The organism is Niveispirillum fermenti (genome assembly GCF_052474395.1).
Genome location: NZ_CP156679.1, coordinates 903711 through 924610, shown reverse-complemented (window position 1 = coordinate 924610; position 20900 = coordinate 903711). Strand labels below are relative to the sequence as shown.

The window sequence follows — 20900 nt, the reverse complement described above, 5'->3', positions numbered from 1 at the left end:
CAGCCATAACCCTGTTATTTGTCCGGACATATTGACCTGTGTCAATGATTGTCTTTCCGCTTCCCGTCATTGTGCGGCGGGCTGGGCCGGATGGTTCCGGCCGGCACCAGGACAGACAAGGGGAAGGGGTTATGGAATTTCTGGGCATGTATCTGGATGAGCATCTGATGCTGCGCTGGGCGCACATCATCGCCATGGCCTATTGGCTGGGCGGGGAATGGGGCGTGTTCAACGCTTCGCGTGCGTTGACCAATCCGGCGCTGTCGCTGGCCGAACGCAAGCGGCATATGGAAACCGCCTACCGCATCGACGTGCTGCCGCGCACGGGGATCGTGCTGCTGTTGCCGCTGGGTCTGCATCTGGGCCACAACATGGGCGTACAGCCGTTGGGCGGCGGCTGGCTGGTTGGCATGTGGATTTTCACTGCGGCCTGGGTCGCGCTTGTGCTGACGGCATTCTTCAAGCGCAAGTCGCCCGTCTATATGCTGCTGACCAAGACGGACGAGGCCATCCGCTATGTCGTGATCCCCGCGCTGTTCTGCGTGGGTGTCTACAGCCTAGTCACGGGCGGGCCGTTCGTGGCGGGCTGGTACGCGGCCAAGGCGACCATTTTTTCCGGCCTGCTGATCATCGGGCTGCTGCTGCGCTATATCATGCGGGACTGGATCGTCATCTTCAACCGGTTGGAAGCCCAGGGCGGTTCCCCCGACCTGGAAGCCAAGCTGGATAGCGCGCTCGCCTTTGGCCGCAAGCTGGCTTACGTCTATTGGGGTGGCATCATCACCATGGCCTTCCTGGGCACGGTGAAGCCGTTCTGACCCCCGGGGCCGGCCCCGCCGGGGCCGGCCAATGGAAACGGACCCATGGAACTGCGTGATCTGGAATATTTCCTGGCGGTCGTCGATACCGGCAGCCTGACACTGGCCGCCCGCCAGAAGGGGTTGAGCCAGCAGGCCCTTTCCAAAAGCCTGGCCCGGCTGGAGGACGAACTGGGCGTCATGCTGCTGGAACGCACGCCCAAGGGCGTGCGGCTGACGCGCATGGGGGATGCGCTGCTGATCCGCGCACGCTCGATCCTGGGAGAGATGGGGCAGTTCCGCCGGGACCTGGATGTGGCGCTGGGGCGCAGCAGCACCCAACTGGCGCTGGGTGTCAGCCCCGCGGCGGCGGCTGGCATCGGGCGGCATGCCATTCCGCGCCTGCAGCGGCTGTTTCCGCGCCTGCACCTGCGGGTGGAAGCGGGGGTGGAGCCGACCTTCATGCGCATGCTGCTGGCCGGAGACATCGACCTTGCCCTGACGACCAGCGCTTCGGCCAGTGATCCGCAGATTGCAACCACGGTGCTGGGCCATGAACGCTGGGTCGTGGCCGGCCGGCAGGACCACCCGTTGCTGTCCAGGGCAGAAGGGCTGGCGGACCTGACGGGTGGTGACTGGATCTATGGTCCGATGCCGGACGGGCTGGACGCCCGCATCGACCGTTATTTCGAGGAAAAGGGCGTGGCACCCATCAAGCCGCGTATCACCTCATCATCCATCCTGTTCGGCCTGTCCATCCTGGCGGGGACGGACCTGCTGGCCTTCCTGCCCCGATCCATGGTGGTGGGTGCAACGGGGTTGATGGGCCGGGACCTGGCGGAAGGGGCCTGGACCACACCGCTGATCGTCATGCGCCGCCGCCGTGCCGCGCCTTCCACCTTCGAGACCAGCCTGATCGAGATCTTGACGGAAGAAGCACGCCGTCCCGGCCTGGGGCTGTAACGCAAGGGGCCGGGGCCCGCGCAAAAGGCGGACCCCGGCCCCTGTTTCGCCCGATGTGACGGGTCGACCTCAGCGGGATGCGGTCCCGGCGGGCTGTACCGATTTCAACCGGGCGGCATCGGTCCAGATGCGGCCGCCGATGGCCGTGCCGATGGCGACGACGGCGGGCACGATCTCCACCCGGCCATAAAGGCCGGAACGGAAATAGGGATCGCCATTCATCAGGGCTTCCGCATCGGCCTTGTCCTTGGCCCGGACCAGGAACATGGACCCGACAAAGCCCTGGCCGTCGTCGGTGCGCATCGGCCCGGCGCTGACATAGCGGGTCCAGTTGGCTTCCGTGTGGGACAGATGGCCTTCCATGAAATCGTCCCGCAGCTTCAATGCCTGGGCGGTGTCGGCGATATCATAGGCCAGAACCAGGAAGGTGGGGCTTTCCAGGCGGGGCACGACGGGGGGGATGTTGCTCATCTTCTCGCTCACGGATTGAGGACCATCTTGCCGAAATTGCCGCCGGCCATCAGGCGCACCAGGGCTTCCGGTGCGGCGGCAAGACCGTTCACCGGCTCCTCCCGCACGATGATCTGGCCGTCACGGACCAGCGGGGCGACGCGGCGCCGGAACGTGTCGATCTCATGCCAGTAATCGTAAACCACCAGCCCTTCCATATGGGCGCGGAACTTGATGATCGGCACCAGGTTGGGGCCGGGCAGGGGGGTGGCGGCCTTGTACTGTTCCATCATGCCAACCAGCACGATGCGCGCGCCCATGGCCAGATGGGCCATCACGCCTTCCAGGATGCGGCCGCCCACACCGTCATAATAGCAGTCGATCCCGTTCGGGCAGGCCTTGGCCAGATTGGCGGCCCAGTCCGGATCGCGGTGATCGATGCACTCATCAAAGCCCAGCGTCTCCTTGGCGAAGGCGCATTTCTGCGGGCCGCCGGCAATGCCGACGACGCGGGCACCCATGCGCTTGGCCAACTGCCCCGCTGTGGCACCGACCGGGCCGGTGGCGGCGGAAACGACGAACGTGTCACCGGGGATGGGCTTCAGCACGCGCACCGTGCCGGCCCAGGCCGTCAGGCCGGGCATGCCCAGCACACCCAGCAGCGCGGTGGCAGGAACGCCGTCCAGCAGGTCGATCTTCTGGGCCGCCAGGCTGAGCGGGCCCTGCGGCACGCCGGCGGCCGGCACATCGGCCACCACATATTCCTGCCAGCCGGCACGGCACAGCACCCGGTCACCGGGGACGAGGCTGGCATGCCTGCTTTCCACCACGGTGCCCACCGATTCACCCGGCACCACCGCTTCCACCGCAACCGCACCGGACATGTGACGGCCCCGCAGGGCGCTGGCGATATAGGGATCAAGCGAGACGTGATCGACCTTGATCAGGACCTGGTCGGGGCCGGGGCTGGGGCGGGCAACCTCTTCCAGCCGGAAATCCTCGATCACAGGCGACGTCCCCACGGGACGGGCCAGGACGATGCGCTTGTTCATGCGTTGGGGTCCTTCGATTGAGCGCGACAAACCGCTTGTAATTGGTATAATGATATATCATCCATTCTACGCAAGCACATTATCCATCATTCTTCGACAGGCGGAGGAAACTTATGGCAACGCGCATCATCGCCCTGTTCAACCTGAAGCCCGGCATCGATCAGGCCGCTTACGAGGAATGGGCGCGCAGCGTCGATCTTCCCACCGTCAATGGCCTGGCTTCCATCCAGGAATTCACGGTCTTCAAGTCGCTGGCCCTGCTGGGCAGTGATGCGGCCCCGCCCTACCAGTATGTCGAGATCATCGATGTGGCCGACATGGACCAGTTCGGCAAGGATATCGCGGCGGAAGCCATGCAGCAAATCTCTGCCCAGTTTCAGGGCATGGCCGATGTCACCTTCATCCTGACCGACAAGCTGGGCTGAGGAGCGCGCGACATGGGCAACACCAAGCGTTTCGCCGGCAAGGTCGCGGTCGTCACCGGGTCCGGCCGCCGCAAGGGGCTGGGCGAGGCCATTGCCCGCCGGCTGGCGGCTGAGGGGGCATCCGTCGTGCTGTCGGATATCGGCCGGTCCGCAGATGCGGCCACGCCGGACAGCATGATCGGCGGCCTGTCGGAGATGCAGGCCCTGGCGGCAGAGATCGCCGCTGATACCGGATCGCGGGTGGAGACCTTCACCTGTGACGTGCGCGACCTTGCCTCCATGCGGGCCATGGCGGCCTTCGCGGTGGAGACGCTGGGCGGCCTGGATATCTGGGTCAATAATGCCGGCATCGGCTATATCATGAAGCCGCTGTTGGAACTGGAAGCCAGCGAATGGCAGGCGGTGATTGATGTGAACCTGACCGGGTGCTTCAACGGCATCAAGGCGGCGGCGGAAATCATGGTCCCGGCAGCCAAGGGCGGGCGCATCATCAATATCGCCAGCCAGGCGGCCAAGTCGGGCTTTCCGTTCGCGGCCGGCTATTGTTCCTCCAAGCATGGGCTGGTCGGTCTGGTGCGTTCCACGGCGATTGAGCTGGGGCGCCATCAGATCACGGTCAACAATGTCTGCCCCAACCATGTGACGACGGGACTGGGCGCCTGGCAGAATGAATATTTCAGCCAGAAGCTGGGCCTGTCGCTGGATACCTATCTGGAAAGCATGAAGGGCCGCATCCCCATGGGCCGGCCCGGCTTGCCGGAAGATACCGCCGGTGCGGTGGCCTTCCTCTGCTCTGACGATGCCCGCTATATCACGGCGGAAAGCATGAATGTGTCGGGCGGGGAAGAGCCGCATTGAGGCACCCTTGGGCTGTATCCGCCAGATTGCAGCTTGAGCGTCACGTATAACCTGCTTTCCCCGGATAGGGTTTGAGTTGTCAGATTTAGGTTGGATCACCCCTACCGTCACCCCGGCCTGCGCCGGGGTGACGCTAGTCAGGGTCGCGTCCAATTCTATTAGAACTCAAGACTTTGATTGCACCCTTGCACCATTGAGGTCACCCATGCCCGCACCCGCCGATTTCACCTGGCCCAACGGGGCGAAACTGGCCCTTTCCATCGTCGTGAATGTGGAAGAAGGGGCCGAGCAGAATATCCGCGACGGCGATAAGGGGCCGGAGCCGGTGGACGAGCTTTCCGTCCATGTCGCCAAGCCCATTCGCATGCATGGCAATGAAAGCAATTACCAGTATGGCATCAAGGCCGGTGCCCCGCGTGTGATGCGGCTGCTGAAGGAATATGGCGTGGAAGCCACCTTCACCGCAGCCGCCGTGGCGCTGGAGCGGGCGCCGCATCTGGCGGCGGAGATCGTGGAACAGGGGCACGAGATCTGCTGCCACGGCCACCGCTGGACGCACCAGTTCTGGATGAAGGAAGACCGGGAGCGGCAGTTCATCCGTGACGGCTGGCAGTCCATCGAGAAGACCACCGGCACCCGGCCCCAGGGCTGGCTGTCCCGCTATCTGCACACGGAAGCCACCCGCCGCCTGCTGGCGGAAGAGGGCTATTCCTATCACATGGATGATTATTCCGACGATTTCCCGTTCTGGGATCATGTCCCGATGAGCGATGGCACGACCAAGCCCATGGTCATCATGCCCTATGCCATCGACAGCAACGATATGAAGTTCTGGCTGTCCCCATCCCTGACCCCGCGCGACTGGGCGCAATATGCCATCGACAGTTTCGACTGGCTGTATCGTGAGGCCCAGACCGAGGGCGCGCGGATGATGAGCCTGGGTCTGCATCTGCGCATCATCGGCCGCCCTGGCCGCATCGGTGCGTTCCAGACCTTCCTGGATCATGTGAAGCGCCGCCCGGATGTCTGGGTGACCAGCCGGGCCAATATCGCAAAGGCCTTCGCCGACGCCGTGCCCGCCACGGCGGGTTGAGGCGGATATCCGGTTTTATCCGTCAGGCGGGCATGGATGCCGGTCCACGGGGACGGGGGCCGGCATCCGGCGGAATGATGGGCACAGGGGTGGGGGGCTTCCGAGGAGGTGGCCTTACCGACCCCTTTCCCCTCATCAAAAAGGCCATGCCCCATGCGCAAATCCTTCCTGGCCACGACCCTCTGGCTTGCGATGTCTATCGTTGTCCCGCAGGCTTTCGCCGAACGGCCGATCACGGCGGAGGTTGGCAGCGGCTGGAGCCAGGCCGACAGGCTGCCAAAGGTGCGGGTCGGCTATCCCGACGGCGTTGTCGCCGTGCCGGACCTGACCTATTCGACCATCGTCGGTTACCGGCCGTTGAAGCTGGATGTCTATTTCAAGCCTGGCACCAGCGACCGGCCGCTGATCGTCTATGTCCATGGCGGCGGTTGGGCCCTGGGCAATTCGCGCGGGCTGGCCGCCTTTGCCAACTTTCCCGCCGTTCTGGCTGATCTTGCCGCGCGGGGCTATGTGGTCGCCGCCGTCAATTACCGGCTGAAGGCCGAGGCACCCTATCCCGCCCAGGCGCAGGACGTGGATGCGGCTATCCGCTGGCTGCGTGACAATGCCGGACAGTATGGCATCGATCCCGCCCGCGTCGGCGTGTTCGGTGACAGCGCCGGCGGCCATCTGGCGGCCATGGCCGCCGTGGATTGCGACCGGAGCGTGCCGTTGGAGAAGGGCGACTGCGTGCAGGCCGCCGTGCCCTGGTATGGCATCTATGATTTCACCGTGACCGACCGGCCCCGCCCGCCAGAGGATTTCAAGCCGATCTATGATTTCCTGGGCTGCAAGGATGCCGGGGATTGCGTGGAGGAAATCCACGCTGTCAGCCCGATCAACTATGTGGACGCCCAGACCCCACCCATCCTGTTGCTGCATGGCGAGGTGGATCAGGCCGTCCCCCTGATCCAGGCGCAGGTGATGCTGAAGAAGCTGAAGGATGCCGGGGTTGACGGTCGGCTGATCGAATATCCCGGCGCCAATCATGGCTGGATGTCGGCCACGCCGGAGGCAACCCGCGACACCCATCTGAAGGCGCTGCAGGCGACGGTGGGTTTCTTCGACGAGGTGCTGGGTGACCGGTGACGGGGAAGAGGTGGGGGCGCCCGGCCCCCTTCCTGATCCCTCTGCCGAGATGCAGGGCTCTTGACCGGGGGACTTTTTGCCCTATTATGTCCGGACAAATAGAGGTGGGGATGAGCATGGCGGAGCGGTCGTTGTTGTTTGTGCCGGGATCGCGTCCGGAACGGTTCGGCAAGGCGTTGGCGGCCGGCGCCGACATCGTCTGTATCGATCTTGAGGATTCGGTGGCGCCCGAAGGCAAGGCGGCGGCGCGTGCGGCGGCCATCGCCTTCATCGCCGAACAGGGCGCGCCGTCCGGCCTTTGGCTGCGTATCAATCCGGTCCGCAGCAAGGTGGGCCTGGCCGATCTGCTGGCCGTGCTGGACAGTTCCGTGGCGCCCGCCACACTGATGCTCCCCAAGCTGACCGACGCTGCCGATCTGGCGTTGCTGGATGAGGTGATCGGCGACCGTGACATCACGCTGGTTCCGCTGATCGAAACGGCGGCCGGCCTGCGCAATGCCGCCGCCATCGCCACGGCCCGCCGCGTTCGTGCCCTGCTGTTCGGTGCTGTCGATCTGTCGGCGGAACTGGGCTGCACCCTGGATTGGGAACCGCTGCTGCATGCACGTGCCACGCTTGTGGCTGCCGCTGCCGAGGGCGGTGTCGGGCTTTTCGACGTGCCGCATATCGATGTGGCGGACGCCGATGGTTTGCGGGCTGGTACACTCCGGGCCAAGGCCTTGGGCTTCACGGGCCGCGCCTGCATCCACCCGGCGCAGGTCGATGCGGTGAACACTGTTTTCACGCCGACGGAGGCGGAGATCGCCCGCGCCCGTCGCGTGCTGGAAGCCTTTGAGCAAGCCGGTGGGGGGGTCGCCCTGCTGGATGGAAAACTGATCGAAATTCCCGTGGTGCGGGCGGCCCGGCGCGTGCTGGGCGTTGCAGCGGGTTGATGAAGGGATGGAAGAGAAAATGGTGCAGAACTGGAAGGAAGTCGGCCCGAACCGCTATCGCGAGACGTTCGGCCGCTATTTCGAAGATTTCAATGTCGGCGACATCTATGAGCATCGCCCGGCCAAGACCGTCACCGAATATGACAACCACCTGTTCACGCTGCTGACGCTGAACACGCACCCGATGCATTTCGATGCGGAGTTCGCCAAGGCATCCGAGTTCAAGCAGAATCTGGTGGTCAGCCCCTATACGCTGGCGCTGCTGATCGGCATGAGCGTGACGGACGTGTCCCAGAAGGCGATTGCCAATCTGGGCATGGATGAGGTGAAGTTCACCGCCCCTGTCTTTGCCGGCGACACGCTGTATGGCGAAAGCGAAGTGCTGGCCAAGCGCGCGTCGGAAAAGCGGCCCAACCAGGGCATCGTCACCATCCGCACCATTGGCAAGAACCAGAACGGCGTTACCGTCTGCTCGTTCAAGCGCAACATGCTGATCCCGTTCCGCGGCCACGCCGTGGAAGACCGGGTTGAAAATTACTGATCCAGCAAGGGGATTAGAACCATGACCACGCCCCATCCCGGCATCCATCCCGATGATGAAGCCGCCATCCTGGACAGCGTCGAGCGCTGGCTGGCCCGCGAAGTCCGCCCCGTGGCGGAAAAGCTGGAACATGACGACATCTACCCGATCCAGCTGGTCGAGCAGATGAAGGAACTGGGCCTGTTCGGTGCCACCATCAGCCCGGAATATGGCGGGCTGGGGCTGCCGGCATCGACATATACCCGCATCGTGGCCCTGATCTCTGAAACCTGGATGTCGCTGACCGGCATCTTCAACAGCCATATCATGATGGCGACGGTGGTGGAGAAGTTCGGCACCGAGGCCCAGAAGGAATATTGGCTGCCGAAATTCTGCGCCGGTGAAATCCGGGGCGGTCTGGGCCTGACGGAAGCCGATGCCGGCACCGACCTGCAGGCCATCCGCACCCGCGCCACCCGCACCGATCGCGGCACCTATGTCATCAACGGCACCAAGACCTGGATTTCCAACGGGATCGAGGGTGGGGCCGTGGCGCTGCTGGTCAAGACAGACCCAGATGCCCAGCCGCGCCATCGCGGCATGTCCATGATGATCGCGCCCAAGATCGACCCGGACAATGGCAAGCGCTATGAAGGCTTCCGCACCGGCAAGAAGCTGGAGAAGCTGGGCTATAAGGGCATCGACAGTGCCGAGCTGATCTTCGAGGATTACGAGCTGGATGCCGAACGCCATCTGGTGGGCGGGATTGAGGGCAAGGGCTTCCTGATGGCCGTCGGCGGCCTGGAACTGGGCCGCATCAATGTCGCGTCGCGCGCCGTTGGCATTGCCCGTCGTGCGTTGAAGGAAAGCGTGGCCTATGCCCAGACGCGCAAGACTTTCGGCAAGCCGATCGGGGAGCATCAGGCCATCCAGTTGAAGCTGGGTGAGATGGCCACCAAGGTCCGCGCTGCCGAACTGCTGGTCCAGGATGCCGCTGCTGCCTATGACCGTGGCGACCGCTGCGATATGGAAGCCGGCATGGCCAAGTATTTCGCGTCTGAGACGGGCGTGGAAGTGACCTTGGAAGCGATGCGCATCTTTGGCGGTTACGGCTATTCCAAGGAATATCCGATTGAGCGCCTGTATCGCGACGCGCCCCTGATGTGCATCGGCGAAGGCACCAACGAGATGCAGCGTATCATCATCGCCAAGCAGATGATTGCGCGCAATCCGGTGTAATACCAAGGGGCATGGACAATGCCCCTTGGTATCCGCGCCGACCGGCGCAGCGGCGGCTCGTGCCGCCGAAGCCTTTGATCTCGATGGCGTCGAGATCAAAGGCACAGGGTATAAGGGGTGGGATTTTTCCCCCTCCTTTAACACCGTCACCCCGGCGAAGGCCGGGGTCCAGTTCGTAAAGCGAGACGCCTGTGACCCTGGATCCCGGTCTTCGCCGGGGTGACGGTGGGAGAATGGGAGCATCGCGCCCGCCTTGAGAAGGATTGTCCATGACCCGACCCCTTTCCGGCATCCGCGTTATTGCGGTGGAGCAGTATGGCGCCGGGCCCTATGGCAGCATGCTGCTGGCCGATCTGGGCGCCACGGTGATCAAGGTGGAGAATGCCGCCACGGGGGGGGATGTCTCCCGTTCCACGGGGCCGCATTTCCTGGGCGACCAGGACAGCCAGTTCTTCCAGACCTTCTCCAAGGGCAAGCAATCGGCCAATATTGACCTGAAAAGCCCGGAAGGGCGGGCGGCCTTCAACCAACTGCTGGAAGGGGCCGATGCGCTGATCAACAATCTGCGCGGTGACCAGCCGGCCAAGCTGGGCCTGACCTATGAGGCGGTGAAGGCGATCAACCCGCGTCTGGTCTGCGCCCATCTGTCGGCCTATGGGCGGGGCAACAGCCGGCAGGCCTGGCCCGGCTATGATTATCTGATGCAGGCGGAAGCCGGTTTCATGGCCCTTTCCGGGGAACCGGATGCACCGCCGACCCGGCTGGGCGTCTCCATGGTCGATTTCATGACCGGCACCATGATGGCATTCGGCACCGTATCGGCCATTCTGGGTGCCAAGGCGTCGGGGGTGGGCTGTGATGTGGATGTGTCGCTGTTCGACACGGCCTTGCACCAGCTCTCCTACCCCGCCACCTGGTATCTGAATGCCGGCGATCAGATCACGCGCCTGCCGCGCGGTGCCCATCCTTCCATTGCCCCCAGCCAGTCTTTCAAGACCAAGGATGGCTGGGCGATGCTGATGTGCCAGACGCCGAAATTCTGGGAAGAATTTTGCCGCCGGGCAGAACGACCAGACCTGCTGGAACGGCCGGAATTCAAGGACATTCCCGCCCGCCGCGTAAATCGGCAATTGCTGTCCGACACGCTGGACGCGGTTCTGTCGGAGCGGACGACGGCGGAATGGCTGGCGCTGCTGGGCGGGCATGTGCCGTTCGCCCCCATTACAACGCTGGATCAGGCGCTGGATAATCCTTTCGTGGCCGAGGTGGGGATGGTGGAAACTGTCGATCATCCGGATGCCGACGGGGGGGGCTTGCGGCTTCTGTCTTCGCCCATCCGTATCAACGGGCAGCGGCCCAAGGGCGTGCGCGCGCCCAAGCTGGGGGAGGGTGCGTGATGAAGCTGGAAGGGATCAAGGTACTGGACCTGTCGGCCTTCCTGCCCGGTCCGCACATGACCATGATGATGGCCGACCATGGCGCCGACGTCATCATGGTGGAACCCGCCAACGGCCAGGGGGAGCCGACCCGCGCCATCGGGCAGAAGACGGCCGATGGCACCACCGTCTGGTTCCGCAATATCGGGCGCGGCAAGCGGTCGGTGACGCTGAACCTGAAGGATGCGGCGGATCACGCCCTTTTCATGGAACTGGCCGCCTCCGCCGACGTGGTGGTGGAGGCGTTCCGTCCCGGCGTGGTGAAGCGGCTGGGCGTGGATTATGCCGCGATCCGCGCCGTCAATCCGGGGGTTGTCTATTGCTCCATCTCCGCCTTCGGGCAGGAGGGGGCCTATGCGCAAAAGCCTGCCCATGACATGACGGTGCAGGCGCTGGCCGGTCTGGTGGACTTGAACCGGGGCCTGACCGACAATAAGCCCGCCAGCCCCAATATGCCGGTTGCCGACATGGCCGCCAGCCTGATGGCGTTGTCGGCGGTGCTGATGGCGCTGCTGCGCCGGGGACAGACGGGGCAGGGGGATTATATCGACCTGTCCATGTTCGATGCCGCCCTGGCCTGGACCCCCAATGTCACCGGCCCGGTCTTCGCGGAAGACCGCCACCCGCCGGTAAAGGAGATGCGCAGCTTCGGCGGCTCCGCCATGTACCATATCTATGAAACGGCTGATGGCCGTTTCATCGTGCTGGGCGGGTCGGAGATCAAGTTTGCGGAAAACCTGCTGACTGCCCTGGACCGTCCGGACCTGTTGCCGTTTGCCAAGCAGCAGCCGGGACCCGAGCAGGAACCGCTGCGCGCTTTCTTCAAGGAAACCTTCCCCACCCGGACCTTGGCCGAATGGCAGGATTTTTTGCGCGGGGTTGATTGCTGCTGGGCGCCGGTGCGCAGCCTGAAGGATGCATTCGACGATCCGTTCGTGGCCGAACGCGGCATGGTGCTGACCGACAAGGACGGCTATCGCCATATCGGCGTGCCGATCCGCTTTCAGGAGGAGCCGGCCCAGCCCCGGTTCCAGCTGCCCGCCTTCGGGGATAAGTCGGCCCGGTTCCGATAAAGCGGCCGGTTCCGCGGGGTGGCATCTGCTGGGCTGCTGAGGGCGGCCCTGTCATGCAGCCCCGCCCACTGCCTGGATTGTCCGCGCGACATCGGTGATCAGGGACCGCAACCAACGGTGGGCCGCGTCGTGCCGGTAGCGGACATGCCACGCCATCTCCACGGGGAAGGTACCGAGATCGACGGGGGCGGGGACGATCTTCAACCGCGGGTCGCGGGCCAGATGTCGGCAGATCAGGCGCGGCAGGGTGGAACAATAGTCGGTCACCGCGACCAGTTCCGGCACGGCCAGGAAGTGCGTGACCGACACGGCCACGTCGCGCCGCAGGGATTGCTTGTGCAGTGCCTGGAACAGGCCCGCGCGCAACCGGCCCGGCGGCAGCATGTTGACATGCTTCAACGCCTCATACTGCGCGCGTGTCATGCTGTCGCCGATCTCCGGATGGCCAGCCCGCACGATACAGGCGAACCCGTCATCCATGATGTGCTGCACCACCAGATTGTCAGGGGGATCGACGATGCGGCCCAGCACCATGGCCGTGCCGCCCGATACCACCCCCGTTTCCGCCAGGTCCGTGCCGAACGGCACCATGCGCAGCCTGATGCCCGGTGCGAGATCGCGCAGCCGTGCCACGACGGCCGGCATCAGAACGAATTCCACAAAGCTGTTCGGGGCCAGCGTGAACAGCCTTTCCGCCCGTGCCGGGGCGAATTCCTGTTGTCCCAGGATGACATCATCCAGTCTGGCCAGAGCCGCCGCGATCACGGGCGCCAGTTCCAGCGCCTTTTCCGTGGGCTGCATGCCATAGCGTTCGCGGATGAATAACGGGTCGTGCAGCATGGCGCGCAGCCGGGTCAGGGCATTGGACAGGGCGGGCTGTGTGATGCCCAGCCTTTCCGCGGCACGGGTCACGTTGCGTTCTTCCATCAGGGCGATGAAGGTCGGCAGCAGGTTGAGGTCGTAGCGCATGAGTTATATTGTCATCTGAATATCTTGAATAGGAAAGATAAATTTCCAAAATAAGTCAGGGGGAGACATGATCGGACCATGCAAAGCCAAGGAGCCGAACCAATGTCCAACATTCTTTTCATCCTGACCAATCACGGCCACATGCTGAACGGGGAGCCGACCGGCCTGTGGCTGGAGGAACATGCCGTTCCCTATCTGGCCTTCACCCGCGCCGGCCACAAGGTGACCGTCGCCTCCGTCGCCGGTGGCCGGGTCCCGGTCGATCCGAAAAGCGCGCCGACGCCCGAACAGGCCGACGCCTGGAAGGAACCGGCGGCACTTCTGGCCGATACGCCGGCCTTCGACACGCTGGACGCCGGCGCATATGATGTCGTCTATCTGCCGGGCGGCCATGGCACGGTGTTCGACATGCCGTATAACAAGAAGCTGCACGATCTGCTGTTCCGGTTCGACGCGACGGGCCGGGTGATCGCGGCGCTGTGCCACGCCCCCGCCGTCTTCGCCGGGATGCGTCGCCCCGACGGCTCTCCCTTCATCGCCGGCCGCAACATTGCCGGGTTCACCGATGCGGAGGAACGGGCCGTGGACGGCGTGTCGAAGGTGCCGTTCCTGCTGGAAAGCCGGCTAACGGAACTGGGCGCCATCCACCATCCCGCCGCCGACTGGGCGTCCAACGCGATCCGGGACGGGCGCCTGGTGACGGGGCAGAACCCGCAATCCTCCGCTGCCGCGGCGGAACTGGTCCTGGGCCTGCTCTGAGAGCCGTCCCCCTGCACTTCCACTTGTCGAGGACATGATCATGGCACTGAAGGATATCCTGCCCGGCCGCCTTGGTTTCGGTGCGGCACCATTGGGCAACATGTTCCGCGCCATTCCGGAGGAGGAGGCGCTGGCCACGGTGGATGCCGCCTGGAATGACGGCATCCGCTATTTCGACAACGCCCCCTTCTATGGCGCCGGTCTGGCGGAAATCCGTATGGGCCGGGCGCTGACGGGGCGGCGGCGGGAGGATTACGTCATCTCCACCAAGGTGGGGCGCCTGGTTCTGGACGAGGTGGAGGATGTCGCCGCCCGCGACCAGGGTGAGAAGGGGGGCGTGTTCAGGGACGGGCTGCCCAACAGGGTCATCAACGATTATTCGGCCGATGCCACCCTGCGGTCGATCGAGGACAGCCTGAAGCGGCTGAAGACCGACCGGATCGACATCGTCTGGGTTCATGACGTGGCCCAGGATTTCTATGGAGATGAATGGCTGGCCATGTTCGAAAGCGCCCGCAAGGGAGCCTTCAGGGCCCTGGACCGTCTGCGCGACGAGGGGGTGATCAAGGCCTGGGGCCTGGGTGTGAACAAGGTGGAGCCCATCGAACTGCTGCTGGACCTTGAAGGACCGAAGCCCGACGGGTTCCTGCTGGCCGGGCGCTACACGCTGCTGGACCATGGAAGGGCCCTGCAGCGGGTGATGCCCAAGGTGGCCGAGCGGGGGTTGGGCATCGTTGTCGGCGGCCCCTACAGTTCCGGTGCCCTGGTCGGTGGGCCGCATTTCGAATATGCGCCGGCTCCGCCGGTCATCCTGGAGAAGGTGGCCCGCATCAGGGCGCTGGCTGACCGCCATGGCATCAGCATGAAGGCGGCCGGCTTGCAGTTCGCCCTGGCCAATCCCGCCGTTGTCGCCGTGATCCCCGGTGCCAGCCGCCCCGGGCGCATCGCGGAGGATGGTCGCGCGCTGAGGGAGGTGGTGCCCGCCGATTTCTGGCGTGAACTGCGTGCCGGCGGACTGGTCGATCCGGCGGCGCCGCTGCCCGTCGATGGCTGACACCCTGTCCCGGTGATCGGGACCGGTCACCGGCATCATTGCCGGTGCGTATCATCTTGCGATGGGACCGGAAGGGGGAGACGGGCATTGCGCCACCCATTTCCGGTCAGGGGGCGGCGTAGCCGCCGATCTCGATCGTAAGCATGTCCGGCGTGGTGCCGGGCGGAAACAGGAACGCGCCCCGCCGGATGGCATGGGCCGCGATATAGTCGAATTCGATCTGCTTGGCAGCGGCATTGCCGGTCCGCCCGTCGGCGGTCGCGTTCACGGTGACGGCCGCCGCCGCCTCATCCCCGCGGTTGACGAGGGCCACCATGACCATCGTGCCATTATCCACCGTGCGCATCCGCTCTATGGTGACCTCCAGTTCGGCGGGTGTGTCCGCCCCGAACAGGGCCTGGTATCCCAGGAAAAGGATCAGGCCGGCCACCATCACGCCGGAAATGCCGCTGAACACCCATTCGCTGACCGGCCGGCCCATCTGTTGCGCATCCGTATCCATCTTCCCGTCCATGCCCGCCATCCTCACAGGATCAACCTGGCCGCCGCCGCGCCGATTGCCGACGGAAAGGCCAGAACCACCATCGCCATCACCACGCTTTCATGGTCAAGCCCGTCCACCCGTCCGAAAATCCACAAGAGGTAGAGGCTGATCAGCATGGCGATGGCGTAGCCGGGCAGGGTGAAGCGGACGAACGCGCTCCACCACGGCTCGTCGGCGGATATCGTCGAGCCGCCGGCAAAGCCGACCGCGAAGACGAAGCCATGCATCAGGGCCAGTGACAGCAGCACGAGCAGCAGGGCATGCCATTCCGTCATCTGGTAGGAGATCAGCACCATCTCTTCCGTCGGGGCCAGGTTGAAACCCAGGAAAAGCGCCCCCACCCCCATCAGGAACAGTTCGCCGCCATAGGTCTCCCGGCAATCGGGTCCTTCATCCTCATCCTTCGCCGCGAACTCGCTCTTGGCCAGCAGCGCGCCGATGGCGGCGGGGATCATCTGCACCGTGATTTTGCCGATGATCTCATCCGGGGCGCTGTCGCGCGTGATCGTTCCGAACAGGACCAGCAATCCGGCGCAGATGATGGCCGACACGCCGATCGCCATCAGGGCATCGGCGATGTCGTCGCAATAGCCTTCCGTATGTTCAAAACCGATATAATGCGACAGTTGGACCAGCAATGGCAGCGAGGTGCAGAACAGCACGAGCAGGCGCAACCGGTCCATGGACAGGCCGAGCGACCATAATTCCATGGTCATCAGCATCGGTAGCGAGAAGATGAGCGCGCCGCCGGCAGCCCGTCCGAAATCCCGGGCGGCCTGCCGGGTGGTTGTCCTGCCCTTCCTGGTGCGCGATGATGCGGGTGGCGTCATTCCTGTCCTTGCGGCCTTTCCAACCGCTGCCGTTTCGAGGTGGGATTTATTCCGCCGTCAGCCGGACCGGCACCGATTTCGCCGCCGGGGTCTTGCTCTCTTCGGCATGTTGCCAGAGCGGGATCAGGGGATTGCATTCCGGATAGTAGCCGGCGAGCGTGCCGCGCGGGATGTCATAGTCGATGAGCTGGAAGCCCCCCATGCTGCGCCTTACCCCGTCATCGGCCGCCGTGGTCAGCCGCGCGGTTGCCCCGTCGGGCAGGCCCAGGCGCATTCGGTCCTCCCGGTTGATCAGGATCACCATCCGCGAACCATGGATGCCCCGCAGCCGGTCGTCGTAATCATAGATGGTCGTGTTGAACTGGTCGTTGGAGCGCAAGGTCACCAGCCGCATTATGCCGGTGTCCGTGCCGTCGTCGAAACTCGCCGACAGTGCGCGGGGAAGCTTGAAATTGGCTTTGCCCGTGTCGGTTTCCCAGACGCGCTCACGGGCCGGCACGGGTCTGGCGAACCCGCCGGGGATGTCCAGCCGCCTGTTGAAGCTGTGGAAATCCTCCGGAAAGCATTTTTCGATCTCATCGCGGACCAGGGCGTAATCGGCCACCCACTGGTCCCAGGGTACGTTCGGGTTGGCGGGCAGGACGGCTTTGGCCAATCCGGCGACGATCGCCGGTTCCGACAGAAGATGAGGGCTTGCGGGCTTGTGCTTCCCGCGGGAGGCGTGGATACGGGTCGTGGAATCTTCCATCGTCACGATCTGGGGACCCGATGCCTGCTCGTCGATCTCCGACCGGACGAGTGTCGGCAGCAGGTAGGTGGTGCCGGCTGTGACCAGATGGGTCCGGTTCAGCTTCGTGGCTACCTGTACGCTGAGGTCCAGCGTGCGCCAGGCCTTTTCCATCAGGTCATGGTCGGGGATCGCACGCAGGAAGTTCCCTCCCAGGCCGACAAAGGCGCTGACCGTGCCGGCAAGGATGCCTTCGCAGGCCTCCACCGTGTTCATGCCATCCTCACGCGGTGGGGCGAAACCGTAGAGGTCGGCCATCCTGTCCAGCGGGACGAGCGCTGTCTTCTCCGCGATACCCACGGTGCGCTGGCCCTGTACGTTGGAATGGCCCCGGACGGGGCATATCCCGGCGCCCGGCTTGCCGATCTGGCCGCGCATCAGCAGCAGGTTGACCAGCATCTGGACATTGTCCACCCCCAGCTTGTGCTGGGTCAGGCCCATGCCATAGATGGCAATGACGGCCTGCGCCTGGGCATAGGTCCGGGCTGCTTCCTCCAGCATGGTCTGCGAAAGGCCTGATTCTGCGACGATCTGCTGCCACCCGGTCCGTCGGACCATCGCTTCGAACGACGCGAAGCCCTGCGTATGCCGATTGATGAAATCCATGTCCAGCACGCGGCGGCCGCCTGTCATGACGGCATCGTCGTCCAGGGCCAGCAGCGCCTTGGCCATGCCTGTCATGGCCGCGATATCGCCGCCGGCCCGGGGCTGATGATATTGGGTGGCAATTCGGGTGGGGCTGTTGGTCAGCATCTGTCCGGGATGCTGCGGATTGACGAATTCCTCCCACCCGCGCTCCCGCAGCGGGTTGAACACGATGATGGGCACGTCGCGGCTGCGCACCTGTTGCAGCGTGTGCAGCAGGCGGGGAGCGTTCGTGCCGACATTCTGTCCGAAGGAAAGGATGCAGTCGGTCCGGGTGAAATCCTCCAGCAAGACCGTGCCGACCGGGGTGCCTATGCTCTCCGGCAGGGCCACTGACGTGGTCTCATGGCACATGTTGGAACTGTCGGGCAGGTTGTTGTTGCCATAGAGCCGGGCCAGAAGCTGGTACATGAAGGAAGTCTCCAGGCTGGCCCGGCCCGAGGCATAGAAGATCACGCCTTCCGGCGCGCAGTCGCGCAGTCTGGCGCCGATATCGGCGAACGCTTCTTCCCAGCTGACGGGCCGGTATCTGTCGCTTGCCGGGTCATAGCGCATCGGCTGTGTCAGCCGGCCCGCATTTTCCAGGTCATGGTCGGACCATTCCAGCAATTCCGAGACACGATGCTGATCGAAGAAGGCCGGTGTCACCCGTCTGGCCGTCAGGTCCCAGAACGTGGCCTTGGCACCGTTTTCGCAAAACTCCGCCAGGTGCGGTTCGGCCGGCTTGGTCCAGGCACAGCTTGTACACATGTAGCCGCCGGTCTTGTTATGGTCGCGCACAAGGCTGACAGAAGTGGAAACCGCCTGCTGTTTGACGGCCTGCTTGACCAGGGACTTCACGGAACCCCAGCCGCCCGTCGGCTGGCCGTAGCGTTGATAGCGGGCCCGTCCCGGCATGACACTCTCCTCAAGATGCTTGCCTTGATAATGCTGATGGCGGCCGCATGTTCCCCTGGCGGACGGATTACGGCGCGCGGGGCGGCGGCCCGCATCGAGGGCATATGCCCCCGCGTTCGGTGGGCTTGCCGTCGGGCCTTTTCATCTGCTGTCCGCGACTATGGCGGTTTCTGTTTCTCGATACGAAACGGGGTGGGCCATCTGTGGGGCCATCGTCACGGTCATCATCCCGACTGCTGGTCGGCAGTCCGGCTTCCCTGGCCCGGCCGGGGCTGGCGGGCACGGTCCTTCGGCGGGCGGCCGACGGATGAGCGGATGGCTCGCCTGCTGACCTTTGTCCGCACGGGCGTGGGGCAATGACCTGCCACCCGTCTCGGTGGAAAATCGCTTCCGCGTGCGCGATGCCGTGCTGCGGGAGGGGCGGGGATAACGGTGCGGTTCCGCCCCGCCTGTTGGATCAGGGCCAGTCGCAACCGCTGATGAACAGGGCAGCCAGCGCTTCGATCCCGGCCTGATCGTCGGCATCGAAGCGGGCCGGGGACGGGCTGTCCAGGTCGATGACGCCCAGCACGCGCCCGTCACGGACAAGCGGCACGACCAGTTCGGACCGCGATGCCGCATCACAGGCGATATGGCCCGGAAAGGCATAAACATCGGGGACAAGCTGTGTCCGGGCCGTGGCCACCGCCGTGCCGCAGACCCCGCGGCCCCGCGCGATGCGCACGCAGGCCGGCCGGCCCTGGAACGGACCCAGCACCAGTTCGTCCCCTTCGCGCACGAAATAGAAACCCGCCCAGTTCACGTCGGGCAGCGAGGTGAAGAGGAGGGCGGACAGGTTGGCCGCATTGGCCACGAGGTCCCGTTCCCCATCCAGCAAACCGCGCGCCATACCCGCCAGGTCCCGGTAAAGGCTGGGCTTGTCGGTCATCGTCAGCGGGGCGGCCTGGAACATGTCTAATCCTTCGGACGGGCGGCAGGGCGGGAGCCCGTTCGTTATACCGGCGGCTGCCCGGCTGCAAGCGTGATGGCGAGGGTGGCCGGTCAGTCCGACTCGAAATCCAGCGCGACGCCGTTGATGCAATAGCGCAGATAGGTTGGCGGCGGCCCATCCTCGAACACATGCCCCAGATGGCTGCCGCAATTGGCGCAATGCACCTCGGTTCGCACCATGCCATATTGGCGATCAACGCTGGTCCCCACCGATCCGGGCAGGGGATCGTTGAAGCTGGGCCAGCCGGTGCCGCTTTCAAACTTGCCACCCGACTGGAACAGGGGTTGGCCGCAGCCGGCGCAGCAGAAGCGGCCCGGCCGCTTTTCCCGCAACAACGCACAGCTTCCCGGCGCCTCCGTCCCATGGGCCCGCATGATCCTGTATTGCTCGGGCGTCAGCAGGCGGCGCCATTCCTCGTCGCTGCGGGTGAAGGGAAAGCTGCTGTCCATCATATCCTCGATCCTGCGGGTTCCGGGCTGTGCCCTCGGAGGAATTTAGGCGCTCGCCGCCGGACTTTCCACCCGACGCTTTCGGCTTGTGTCCGGTCCTTGCGCCCGCACGGGACCTTTTGTCCTGGGGGCGCCGCCTTGACAAACCCCATTTTCCACAGATTTTGGTGGGAATTGTAACAAGGGCTGCACAGGAGCGGGGCAGGACCGTGAAACAGTCGCAGATCGACGCCGCCTGGAGAGGGATTGCGGCCTGCCAAAGGTGCGGCATCCGGCATCTGGTATTGTTCGCCGACCTGCGGGAGGAGGATTTCGACCATATCCACGCCCCGATCGAGGAGATGAGGCTGGAAGCGGGTGCCCAGCTTTATGGGCTGGATGATCCGGCGGCGGCCATATTCACCGTCCGCGACGGGCTGCTGAAGCTCGTGCAGTTTCAGCCGGACGGCTCGCAGCGCATCGTGCGGCTGGTTCGTATGGGCGGGGTTGCCGGTCTGGAGGCGCTGTTGCAGCCGACATATGCACATATGGCCATTGCCTTGCAGCCGCTGGAGGTCTGCCGGATTCCCGTCGCGACGATCCATCGCCTGCAGGCCAACAGCACCCGGCTGCACACGCGGCTGATGGAGAAATGGCACGAGGCGCTGACCACGGCCGATGGTTTCCTGACCGGCTTGTCCACGGGCAGCGCCCGTCAGCGCATGGCGCGGCTGCTGCTGCTGTTGTCGGAAGAAAGGCCGGAAGAGCCTGTGCGCCTGTTCACGCGGGAGGATCTGGGCTCCATCCTGGCCGTGACACTGGAAACGGCCAGCCGCACCATTTCCGAATTCAAGAAAGCGGGTGCCCTGCGGGAGGCCGCGCCGAACCGCATGCTCTGCGACCGGGAAAAGCTGACGCGCATCGCTGCGGCCTGAGGGGCCGTCGGAGAAGTCTTCCGTTCGCTCACTGGTGCTTTTCATTCCATCACCCCGGTGAAGATCGGGGTGATGATGAAAGACATGCATGATAT

Annotated in this window: 22 protein-coding genes; 14 read left to right on the top strand and 8 right to left on the bottom strand. The window is 64.5% G+C overall.

All coding sequences use genetic code 11. The annotated features are described in order from the left end of the window. Nucleotides 1-131 precede the first annotated feature (131 nt). Nucleotides 132-818 carry a hypothetical protein gene (locus ABC728_RS08300; RefSeq protein WP_416621158.1) on the top strand — a complete coding sequence of 229 codons (687 nt, stop codon included), beginning with the start codon at nt 132-134 and terminating at the stop codon, nt 816-818. 45 nt (nt 819-863) lie between these two features. Continuing rightward, the gene (locus ABC728_RS08295; RefSeq protein WP_416621157.1) at nt 864-1760 is read left to right on the top strand and encodes a LysR family transcriptional regulator; all 897 of its coding nucleotides are present in this window, start codon (nt 864-866) and stop codon (nt 1758-1760) included. Nucleotides 1761-1829: 69 nt separating this feature from the next. Here ABC728_RS08295 and ABC728_RS08290 read toward each other — a convergent pair whose 3' ends face one another. Next, complete coding sequence (locus ABC728_RS08290) at nt 1830-2231, bottom strand: YciI family protein (protein ID WP_416621156.1); 402 nt, start codon at nt 2229-2231, stop codon at nt 1830-1832. 8 nt (nt 2232-2239) lie between these two features. Further along, nucleotides 2240-3262 carry an NADP-dependent oxidoreductase gene (locus tag ABC728_RS08285; RefSeq protein ID WP_416621155.1) on the bottom strand — a complete coding sequence of 341 codons (1023 nt, stop codon included), beginning with the start codon at nt 3260-3262 and terminating at the stop codon, nt 2240-2242. Between the two features lie 113 nt (nt 3263-3375). Here ABC728_RS08285 and ABC728_RS08280 point away from each other — a divergent pair, with 113 nt between their 5' ends. From ABC728_RS08280 to ABC728_RS08240, 9 genes are all read left to right on the top strand, one after another. Next, nucleotides 3376-3687 carry a hypothetical protein gene (locus ABC728_RS08280; RefSeq protein WP_416621154.1) on the top strand — a complete coding sequence of 104 codons (312 nt, stop codon included), beginning with the start codon at nt 3376-3378 and terminating at the stop codon, nt 3685-3687. A gap of 12 nt (nt 3688-3699) precedes the next feature. Further along, nucleotides 3700-4545, top strand: a complete 846-nt coding sequence (locus ABC728_RS08275) for an SDR family NAD(P)-dependent oxidoreductase (RefSeq protein ID WP_416621153.1) — start codon at nt 3700-3702, stop codon at nt 4543-4545. Between the two features lie 205 nt (nt 4546-4750). Continuing rightward, nucleotides 4751-5638 carry a polysaccharide deacetylase family protein gene (locus tag ABC728_RS08270; RefSeq protein ID WP_416621152.1) on the top strand — a complete coding sequence of 296 codons (888 nt, stop codon included), beginning with the start codon at nt 4751-4753 and terminating at the stop codon, nt 5636-5638. A gap of 153 nt (nt 5639-5791) precedes the next feature. Next, the gene (locus ABC728_RS08265; RefSeq protein ID WP_416621151.1) at nt 5792-6766 is read left to right on the top strand and encodes an alpha/beta hydrolase fold domain-containing protein; all 975 of its coding nucleotides are present in this window, start codon (nt 5792-5794) and stop codon (nt 6764-6766) included. Nucleotides 6767-6882: 116 nt separating this feature from the next. Next, on the top strand, nt 6883-7698 hold the full coding sequence (locus ABC728_RS08260) for an HpcH/HpaI aldolase/citrate lyase family protein (RefSeq protein ID WP_416621150.1): 816 nt from the start codon (nt 6883-6885) through the stop codon (nt 7696-7698). Nucleotides 7699-7717: 19 nt separating this feature from the next. Then, nucleotides 7718-8239 carry a MaoC family dehydratase gene (locus ABC728_RS08255; RefSeq protein WP_029011445.1) on the top strand — a complete coding sequence of 174 codons (522 nt, stop codon included), beginning with the start codon at nt 7718-7720 and terminating at the stop codon, nt 8237-8239. Nucleotides 8240-8260: 21 nt separating this feature from the next. Beyond that, nucleotides 8261-9457 carry an acyl-CoA dehydrogenase family protein gene (locus tag ABC728_RS08250; RefSeq protein WP_416621148.1) on the top strand — a complete coding sequence of 399 codons (1197 nt, stop codon included), beginning with the start codon at nt 8261-8263 and terminating at the stop codon, nt 9455-9457. A gap of 269 nt (nt 9458-9726) precedes the next feature. After that, on the top strand, nt 9727-10854 hold the full coding sequence (locus ABC728_RS08245; RefSeq protein WP_416621147.1) for a CaiB/BaiF CoA transferase family protein: 1128 nt from the start codon (nt 9727-9729) through the stop codon (nt 10852-10854). Continuing rightward, on the top strand, nt 10854-11966 hold the full coding sequence (locus tag ABC728_RS08240; RefSeq protein ID WP_416621191.1) for a CaiB/BaiF CoA transferase family protein: 1113 nt from the start codon (nt 10854-10856) through the stop codon (nt 11964-11966). The genes ABC728_RS08245 and ABC728_RS08240 overlap by 1 nt, the downstream gene beginning before the upstream one ends. A gap of 51 nt (nt 11967-12017) precedes the next feature. Here ABC728_RS08240 and ABC728_RS08235 read toward each other — a convergent pair whose 3' ends face one another. Beyond that, on the bottom strand, nt 12018-12935 hold the full coding sequence (locus tag ABC728_RS08235; protein WP_416621146.1) for a LysR family transcriptional regulator: 918 nt from the start codon (nt 12933-12935) through the stop codon (nt 12018-12020). 102 nt (nt 12936-13037) lie between these two features. Here ABC728_RS08235 and ABC728_RS08230 point away from each other — a divergent pair, with 102 nt between their 5' ends. Both ABC728_RS08230 and ABC728_RS08225 read left to right on the top strand, forming a co-directional pair. Beyond that, a complete protein-coding gene (locus ABC728_RS08230) occupies nt 13038-13694 on the top strand; it encodes a type 1 glutamine amidotransferase domain-containing protein (protein ID WP_416621145.1) in 657 nt (218 codons plus the stop codon). Nucleotides 13695-13734: 40 nt separating this feature from the next. Continuing rightward, the gene (locus ABC728_RS08225) at nt 13735-14748 is read left to right on the top strand and encodes an aldo/keto reductase (RefSeq protein ID WP_416621144.1); all 1014 of its coding nucleotides are present in this window, start codon (nt 13735-13737) and stop codon (nt 14746-14748) included. 106 nt (nt 14749-14854) lie between these two features. Here ABC728_RS08225 and ABC728_RS08220 read toward each other — a convergent pair whose 3' ends face one another. The 5 genes from ABC728_RS08220 to msrB form a co-directional block, all read right to left on the bottom strand. After that, nucleotides 14855-15262 carry a hypothetical protein gene (locus ABC728_RS08220; protein WP_416621143.1) on the bottom strand — a complete coding sequence of 136 codons (408 nt, stop codon included), beginning with the start codon at nt 15260-15262 and terminating at the stop codon, nt 14855-14857. A gap of 11 nt (nt 15263-15273) precedes the next feature. Beyond that, a complete protein-coding gene (locus ABC728_RS08215) occupies nt 15274-16122 on the bottom strand; it encodes a TIGR02587 family membrane protein (protein ID WP_416621142.1) in 849 nt (282 codons plus the stop codon). Between the two features lie 46 nt (nt 16123-16168). After that, nucleotides 16169-18451: an FdhF/YdeP family oxidoreductase gene (locus tag ABC728_RS08210; protein ID WP_416621141.1), complete on the bottom strand. Its 2283-nt coding sequence runs from the start codon at nt 18449-18451 to the stop codon at nt 16169-16171. Between the two features lie 457 nt (nt 18452-18908). After that, on the bottom strand, nt 18909-19403 hold the full coding sequence (locus ABC728_RS08205) for a GAF domain-containing protein (protein WP_416621140.1): 495 nt from the start codon (nt 19401-19403) through the stop codon (nt 18909-18911). An 89-nt stretch (nt 19404-19492) separates the two neighbouring features. Further along, the gene (gene msrB / locus ABC728_RS08200; protein ID WP_445376401.1) at nt 19493-19891 is read right to left on the bottom strand and encodes a peptide-methionine (R)-S-oxide reductase MsrB; all 399 of its coding nucleotides are present in this window, start codon (nt 19889-19891) and stop codon (nt 19493-19495) included. Nucleotides 19892-20100: 209 nt separating this feature from the next. On the opposite strand from msrB, the gene ABC728_RS08195 reads away from it, so the two are divergent. Further along, complete coding sequence (locus ABC728_RS08195) at nt 20101-20805, top strand: Crp/Fnr family transcriptional regulator (protein ID WP_416621138.1); 705 nt, start codon at nt 20101-20103, stop codon at nt 20803-20805. Nucleotides 20806-20900 lie beyond the last annotated feature (95 nt).